This is a genomic window from Bradyrhizobium sp. SHOUNA76 (assembly GCF_023006445.1).
GTDB lineage: Bacteria > Pseudomonadota > Alphaproteobacteria > Rhizobiales > Xanthobacteraceae > Bradyrhizobium.
Window position 1 is genome coordinate 1 of sequence record NZ_JALBHA010000296.1, and the last position, 8,112, is coordinate 8,112.

At 65.8% G+C, this 8,112-nt stretch carries 5 protein-coding genes and 1 pseudogene; all 6 read right to left on the reverse strand.

Features of this window, described 5'->3' with window-relative positions:
- Positions 1–405, reverse strand: a pseudogene (locus tag MOV74_RS24980) (UDP-N-acetylglucosamine 1-carboxyvinyltransferase); the annotation flags it as partial.
- A 119-nt stretch (positions 406–524) separates the two neighbouring features.
- On the reverse strand, positions 525–992 hold the full coding sequence (locus tag MOV74_RS24985; protein WP_246928668.1) for a hypothetical protein: 468 nt from the start codon (positions 990–992) through the stop codon (positions 525–527).
- Between the two features lie 194 nt (positions 993–1,186).
- The gene (gene gyrB / locus MOV74_RS24990; RefSeq protein ID WP_246928670.1) at positions 1,187–3,622 is read right to left on the reverse strand and encodes a DNA topoisomerase (ATP-hydrolyzing) subunit B; all 2,436 of its coding nucleotides are present in this window, start codon (positions 3,620–3,622) and stop codon (positions 1,187–1,189) included.
- A gap of 447 nt (positions 3,623–4,069) precedes the next feature.
- On the reverse strand, positions 4,070–6,235 hold the full coding sequence (locus MOV74_RS24995; protein WP_246928672.1) for a hypothetical protein: 2,166 nt from the start codon (positions 6,233–6,235) through the stop codon (positions 4,070–4,072).
- 160 nt (positions 6,236–6,395) lie between these two features.
- A complete protein-coding gene (locus MOV74_RS25000) occupies positions 6,396–7,130 on the reverse strand; it encodes a hypothetical protein (RefSeq protein WP_246928674.1) in 735 nt (244 codons plus the stop codon).
- Between the two features lie 108 nt (positions 7,131–7,238).
- Positions 7,239–8,112, reverse strand: an 874-nt coding sequence (locus MOV74_RS25005) for a DNA replication/repair protein RecF (protein ID WP_246928676.1), incomplete at its 5' end; no start/stop codon positions are given.

The window sequence follows — 8,112 nt, forward strand, 5'->3', positions numbered from 1 at the left end:
CTGCTCCAGCGCCAGCACATGGGTGTCCAGCCTGCGGCGGCCGATGACATCGCCGCCGGGCGGCGGCAGCATCACTTCGCCGCATCGCGCGAGCAGGGGGCCTGCGAGCAGGATCGAAGCGCGGATGCGCACGCACAGCTCGGGGTCGAGATCGGCGGCGCGGATGCTCTTGGCGTGGATATGAAGCGTGTTGCGCCCCGTCCATTCTGCGGAGGCGCCGACCGAGCGGATCAGCTCGACCAGCGTCTCGGTGTCGCGGATCCGCGGCACGTTCTCCAGCGTCACCGGATGCTCGGTGAGCAGGGCGGCGGCGATGATCGGGAGCGCCGAATTCTTGTTGCCGGACGGCTCGATCGAGCCCGAGAGCCGGTGACCGCCCTCGACGATGTATTGGATGGGCGCCACGGGGATTTCTCGCTGTCCTGTTGGGTGGGCTGTTTCGAGCGGAAACTACAGAGAATTGACCGCGGTAGCAATTGCGCTGGCCGGGCCATCGATCTGGAGCTTGTGGCAGGCGGCAGCTCCTAGAACAACCCGATGATGTTCCCCACAACATAGAGGATCGCGATCAGGATCAGCGCACCGATCATGACGAAGGAGATTTCGATCGCGATGGCGCCGGTGCCGAGCGCGGCGGCGACGGCGGCGAGGAGCCGTTCTTCCCGGAAGATCAGCGAGAGGACCGAGAACAGGATGGCGAGCAGGCCGAGCGAGATCGCGGTGACTGACGCGGTTTCGCTCCAGGCTCGTCCTGCCGATTTTTCGACCTTCGGGGCCTGATACTCCACGCCCTTCACCTTCGCGATGACGCGGTCCTTGATGCGATGTCCGGTGTCGACGATCACCTTGTCCGCCGGCGGCGGCGGGTAGATCGCGGGTATGACCCAGTGCGGCAGGACGGCCGCGATCAGCGCCAGCACACCGACGATGCTGCCGATCACGCCGAGACGGCGGGATGGCACGGCGGAACTGGGCGTTGCAGAGGCGGTCATGGCGAGAAGGCTTCCCGGCCGGAATTGGCCAACGGGATCATGCCACTTCGTCGCGAGGAACGCTGGTGAGGTTCAGGGACGCAAGCATTAGCCGTCATGCCCGGCTTGTCCCGGGCATCCACGTTCTTTGTGCCGCAGTTGAGACGTGGATGGCCGGGTCAAGCCCGGCCATGACGTTGTGGAAGCAGCAAGCGCTAGATATCGATCGTCGCGCTCAGCGAATGTTCCTGGATGAAGTCGCGGCGCGGCTCGACCACGTCGCCCATCAGCTTGGTGAAGATGTCGTCGGCCTCGTCGACCTCCTTGACCTTCACCTGCAGCAGCGAGCGCGCGTCGGTGTCCAGCGTCGTCTCCCAGAGCTGCTCCGGGTTCATCTCGCCGAGACCTTTGTAGCGCTGTAGCGTGATGCCCTTGCGGCCGGCGTCGGTGACGGCGTCGAATAGATCGACCGGGCCGTAGACCATGTGCTCGACGTCCTTGCGCCGCAGCTTGCCAGGGCGGACATAAACGTCCTGGAGCTTCACCGTGTACTCGTCGAGCTTGCGCGCCTCGACCGAGCCGAGGAAGGCATCGTCAATGACGGCGGCTTCCTTGACGCCGCGCACGGTGCGCTCGAACTGGAAGCCATGGCCTTCGACATATTGCCCGACCCAGCCGCGCTCAACCTCGTCGGCCTGGTTGTCCAGCCGGCTCGCGATGTACTGTGCGGCCGCAGCGGCCTTTTCGGGATCGCCGTAGATCGCCTTGTTCAGCACGCCGGTGATGGCTGCTTGCTCGACAACCTTGCGATTATAGCGGCTGTGCAGATTGCGCAAAATGCTGCGGACGATGCGGGCGTCGTCGACCAGCGAGCGCAGGTCGCGGCCGGTACGATCGCCGCCGGTGCCGGGAATGTAGACACAATCGTCGAGCCCGGTATCGATCAGATAATCTTCGAGCGCCCGCTCGTCCTTCAGGTACTGCTCGGACTTGCCTCTGGAGACCTTATACAGCGGCGGCTGGGCGATATAGAGATAACCGCCGTCGATGATGTCGCGCATCTGCCGGTAGAAGAAGGTCAGCAGCAGCGTGCGGATGTGGGCGCCGTCGACGTCGGCGTCCGTCATCACGATGATCTTGTGATAGCGCAGCTTCTCGATCGAGAACTCGTCGCTGATGCCGGTGCCAAGTGCGGTGATCAAGGTGCCGATCTGCTCGCTGCCCAGCATCTTGTCGGGACGGACGCGTTCGACGTTGAGGATCTTGCCGCGGAGCGGCAAGACGGCCTGAAATTCGCGGTTGCGGCCCTGCTTGGCGCTGCCGCCTGCCGAGTCGCCCTCGACGATGAAGAGCTCGGACTTCGCCGGGTCCTTTTCCTGGCAGTCGGCGAGCTTGCCGGGCAGCGAGGAGACCGAGAGCGGGCTCTTGCGCGTCAGCTCGCGCGCCTTTCGCGCAGCCTCACGCGCAGCCGCGGCCTGGATCACCTTGCCGACGATCATCTTGGCTTCGCTGGGATGCTCCTCGAACCAGGCCTGGAGCGCCTCGTTGAGGACGTTCTCGACCACGGGACGCACTTCCGAGGACACCAGCTTGTCCTTGGTCTGCGACGAGAATTTCGGATCGGGCACCTTCACCGACAGCACGGCGGTGAGACCTTCGCGGCAGTCGTCGCCGGTCAGCGCGATCTTTTCCTTTTTCGCGTTGGCCTCGGCATAGCCGTTGACCTGGCGCGTGAGCGCGCCGCGGAAGCCGGCGAGATGGGTGCCACCGTCGCGCTGCGGGATGTTGTTGGTGAAGCACAGCACGTTCTCGTGGTAGCTGTCGTTCCACCACAAAGCCGCCTCGACGCCGATGCCGTTGGCTTCCGCGCGCACCATGATCGGCGCCGGCACGATCGCCTTCTTGTTGCGGTCGAGATATTTGACGAATTCCTCGACGCCGCCGGAATAGTGCATCTCCTCGCGCTTCTCGACCGCGTGACGCATGTCGGAGAGGGCGATGTTGACGCCGGAATTGAGGAAGGCGAGCTCGCGCAGCCGGTGCTCGAGCGTTGCGAAGTCGTATTCGATGTTCTTGAAGGTCTCGGGGGAAGCGTGGAACGTCACCTCGGTGCCGCGCTTGCCCGGCGCATCGCCGACGACCTTGAGCGGTGCAACGGCGTCGCCATGGGCGAACTCGATGGTATGCTCCTTGTTGTCGCGCCAGATGCGCAGCACGAGCTTGCTCGACAGCGCGTTGACGACGGAGACGCCGACGCCGTGCAGGCCGCCGGAGACCTTGTAGGAGTTCTGGTCGAACTTTCCGCCGGCATGGAGCTGGGTCATGATGACCTCGGCCGCCGAGATGCCTTCGCCCTTGTGGATGTCGACGGGAATGCCGCGTCCGTCGTCGCGCACGGTGACGGAATTGTCGGCATTGAGCACGACATCGACGCGCGTGGCGTGGCCCGCGAGGGCTTCGTCGATCGCGTTGTCGACGACCTCGTAGACCATGTGGTGCAGGCCGGAGCCGTCGTCGGTGTCGCCGATATACATGCCCGGGCGCTTGCGGACGGCATCGAGACCCTTGAGCACGCGGATCGATTCCGCGCCGTAATCACTCGCGTTGGAGGGCTCGTTTTCGGCAGCGGGCTGCCGAGCAGGTTCTGTCATGAGAGGCCTTCGAAATGTCGCCCGAATCAGCGGCGCAAAAGGCGCTGATTTGCGAGCCTATTTGTGCCACGAAAGACCGCTTGCGCCTAGCGCAAAGTATCCTCTGGCAACCCTTTGAGCAGATAGGGTTTTTCAACGAGTTTTCAAGGCTTTTGAAGGCCGATTCCGGCCGCTGCAAAAAGCCCGATTCGAGCGCCCGCTTTGGACCTCGAAAGGGGTGGATTTGGGGGACTGGAAGGGCGGTTCCCAGGCTCTCTGAAGTAGCCTGCTCGAACTTGATTAGATCGGCCGGCCACGAGTTCGCTGCAACCTCTCCCGCTTGCGGGGGAGGTCGGCGCGAAGCGCCGGGTGGGGGCTCTTTCCTCTGGGGGAGTGTCCCGTTGTGGAGACACCCTCTCCCCAACCTTCCCCCGCAAGCGGGGGAGGGAGCGCACCGGCCTCGCGGCCTCAGTACATCTGAAGCGGCAGCACGTCCCCGCTCGGGCCCACCAAAAGGCCCCAGGCCTCGCCAGCGGCAACAGTCAGGGCCTCGGTGCGGGCGGGTTGCCCGGGCATGCGCAGCGCGTACTGGTACTTGCCCGGCGGCAGATCGAGCATCGGGCCCTTCGGTGATCGCGGGCCGCCGGCGCCTGCCGCGATCTTCACGGTCTGCTTGTTGATCGTCAGCGAGGCCTCGTTCGGTCCCATATTTCCGAGCATGAGCCTTGCTTGTCCCGCCTTCGGCATGATGTCGGCCTTAGCAGCCGCATCGGAATTCTTTTGCGCCAGATTGACCGTGGTCTCGCCCTTGGCCCGGTCGAGCTTGAGCACGGCGGGTCCCTGCGGCGAGGTGAAGTCGATCTGCGCGCGGTCCGCGGACACGGTCGCGCCCTCGGTCTTTTCCTGCCAGCCGAGCTTGGTCAGCTCCGCCCGGTAGAAGGCGAGGACGTCCTGGAGCGGCGCCGGGATGCTGGCTGTCAGCTCGCGGCGGAGCGGCGCCTCGCCGCCGGGTACCTTCGTGGTGGCAAGCGATTTCGACGAACGCTGCGTCGGCACGGGCAATTGGGAGTCAGGATCTGGCTTGAGCGGCTCGGAGGATTTGGCCTGTACTTCCACCTCCGCAGCCGCCGCAGGCTTGGCCGCTTCCGTCACCAGGCCCGATCCGTCGGCGCGGACGTTCACTTTCGGACCCATCTGCATCACGGTCATCGAGATCGACTTGCCGCCCTTGGCGAACGCCATCACCGCCATGTTGGGCGGGTTGATGACGGAAGGCTGCTCCTTCCAGCCCGAGCTCTTCAGCGCCGTGCGATAGAAGCCGCTGAGTGCCTTCACGCTCGATGCCGCGGAGAACTCCAGCCGGCCGTCGCCGCCTTCGAACTTCACGCCTTCGGCGTTTTCGGGCAGCGGCACCGGCGTCTTGCTGTCGGCGAGCGCAGTGAGCGGCGCGTCCGACAGCGAGGCGGCCTGCGACTTGCGCCTGGCCTCATCGGCAGCGATGAGCTGCTGAGCCGCACCCAAGGCATCGCCGAGGAACCTCTCGTCGGCCTCCTTCTTCGCCTTGGCGCGGGCGGCAAGGGCTGATTCCCTCACCTGCACGGTCAGGCTGATCATGGTGAAATCATATTTGCGGCCGAGCCGCAGCACGCCGGTCTCCTCGGCGGAAGAGATCTTGAGCGCGACCTCGTCGCCAGGGGCGAGCGGCGCGTTGCCATCCTCCTGCCAGCCGCGCGCGGCGAGCTCGCGATGATAGAAGGCGAGCACGGCGGGCAGCTCGGCCATCGCGGCGGCGCTGATCTCACGCTTGTTGGAGCTTGCGCTGCCGAGGCCCCTCGCCGATTTGGTCGGCTTGGGCCGTGGCAGGCCGGCCATGTCGTCGTCGGCCTCGAGCTCTTGGGGCAGCGCGAACGGCGCCACCCTGATCTCGACATTGGTGCGGCCGTCGTCGCGGCGCGTCAGCGTCAGCATCACCGGCTTCTGCTTGTAGAACTGCGTCGTGTCGCCGTCGGGATGTTCGTAGAACACACGCACGCCGTTCGGGACGATCTCGCCGAGATCGGCATTGGGCCAGCGTGCCGCCGTCTCGGGCGTGAGCTTGCGCCAACCGATCGCCGCCATGTCCTTCGTAAAGAACTCCGAGGTCGCATCGAGCGCGCCGGGCGCAATGCAGCCGAGATAGGGCCTTGTTCCGTCGAACACGAGGTCGCTCGCGCCTTCGGGGAACGGCACGTTCGAATAGATTCGGTCGGTCGTGTAGTAGACCACGGACTGGTCTGGCCGGCCGAGGGCCTGCGTGAAGTGAACCGAAAGTCCCTGCCGCCCCTTCTTGAATTTCAGCGTGGTGCTCTTCTCCTCCAGCGGCAGAACATAGGGCACCCAGCCGTCAGCGCTCAGGAGTTTGCGCACCGCCTGCGACGTCACGGCCTGCGGCGTCGGCACGCGATATTCGAGGCGGTAGCGTTCGGGGCGTGAGGTGTCCTCCACCGCGCCCTCGAGACGCGGCAGCGCATGGACGTCGACGATGCCGTCGTCTGCGGCGCCCGCCGGACGCGAGGTGCTCGCCATCGCGAGAATGCCGCAGGCAAGCAGCAGCCATCTTGCCGGGGCTTGCGCCCCGCGCCGGATCATCGGCATCGTCAAAACTCCTGGATGTTGCGCGGGTCGTCCTGCCCTCGCGCATTGGCAGGCTGCGGCGCCGTCGGCGCCGCAGCCTCAGACGAGAAGTCGCGGTGGGAACCAGAGAGGTTCAACGGGGATCGTCCGGCCGGCGCGAAGGCCCGGGCAGGCCGAGTGCTCAGTACAGCTGCAGCGGCGGCCACGCGTCACCATCGCGCCCGACCGTGAGCTCCCAGGTATCGCCGGCGGCGACGGTGAGGATGTTCGTGGTGGCCGGATGGCCCGGCACGCCCAGCCTGTAGGGATATTTGCCGGGCACGAGGTCAAGCGCGACCGCGTTCGCGCCGGCCCGGCGCGGGATGGTTTGCTCGTTGATCTCGAGCACGGCTTCCTTGTCGCCGATGTTGCTGAACACCAGCTTCGCCTGGCCGGGCTCTGGAAGAACGTTCGCTTTGGTCGCCGTCTCCGCGTTCTTCTGCACGAGATGGACCGAGGTGCCGGAATCCTTGCGGTCGAGTTTCAACGCGGCCGGTCCCAGCGGTGAGACGAAAGCGAGCTGGACCTGATCGGCGCCGATCACCGCGTCATCATGCTGTTCCTGCCAGCCGAGCCTTCCAAGCTCGGTGCGATAGAACGCGAGCACGTCGCCGAGCGCTGCGGGCACGGTGGCTTCCAGCCTGACGCGAAGCGGCGCTTCGACGCCCCGCATCAGCGTGGTGTGGATTCCTCTGTAATTGTAGCGGGTCGGTGCGGGCAGCTTGGCATCGGAATCCAGCGTGAGCGTCGTCGGAAACAGATGCGGCAGCGTGGCGCCGGCGCTGGCCGCGAGCAGGCACATCGCGAGCAGGACGAGGCCGTACGCAAACATCCGCCATCGTGCCGGGGCTCGCGCCCCATGCCTCACCATCGTCATGCTCATGCTCCAAGGATATCGCGCGTGTCAAAATTCGGCGCGATGGTCGCTGCCAGCGGCCTCAAGCAGCTAGTCGCTGATGAAACCGAGCGGGTTCAACCCGTCGGCCTAGCTTCGGGCCGAGACCTGTCCGCTCTCGACGTCGAAGACTTCGCCTCCGGCGCCGATCTCGGCGAACGCCGCCGGGTCCGCGCCGGTCAGCCACACCTGCGCGCCGAGCTTCTTCAGCTCGTCGAACAGCGCGGCGCGCCTGCTAGGATCGAGATGCGCGACGACCTCGTCGAGCAGCAGCAGCGGCACGATGCCGGTCATTTCCGCCACCAGCGTCGCATGCGCCAGCACGAGGCCGATCAGCAGCGCTTTCTGCTCGCCGGTGGAAGCGTCTCGGGCCGGCATGCTCTTGGGCGCATAGATCACCTGGAGATCAGTGAGATGCGGGCCGTCGGTGGTGCGGCCGGCGATGGCATCGCGCGGGCGGTTGTCGCGCAGGATCTGCCGGTAGCGGTCCTCGACCGACGTCGCGGTCTCCTGCAGCAGCGCGTTCTCCATCCAGCCGTCGAGCGCGATTTTAGCCGATGGGAAGGCGGAGGCCTGCGCGCGCGCGTTCAGCATCCCGGTGAGCCTTGCTGCGGTCTGGCCGCGCGTTGCCGCGACCGCGACTGCAAGCTCCGCGGTCTCTCGCTCGATCGCGTCACACCAATGGTCGTCGTAATTGCGGGTTTCGAGCAGGCGGTTGCGCGAGCGCAGAGAGCGTTCCAGCGCGGAGATGCGGCTGGAATGATCGCTGTCGATGGCGAGCACCAAACGGTCGAAGAAGCGCCGCCGCTCCGAGCCTGCGCCCATGAACAGCCCATCCATCGCCGGCGTCAGCCATACCATGCGGATGTGGTCGCCGAAGGCTGCGGCCGAATTGACCGGCTCGCGGTCGATCCGGCAGCGCCGGCTCACTGTGCTGTCGGGCCGCGGCGCATCGATGCCGGTG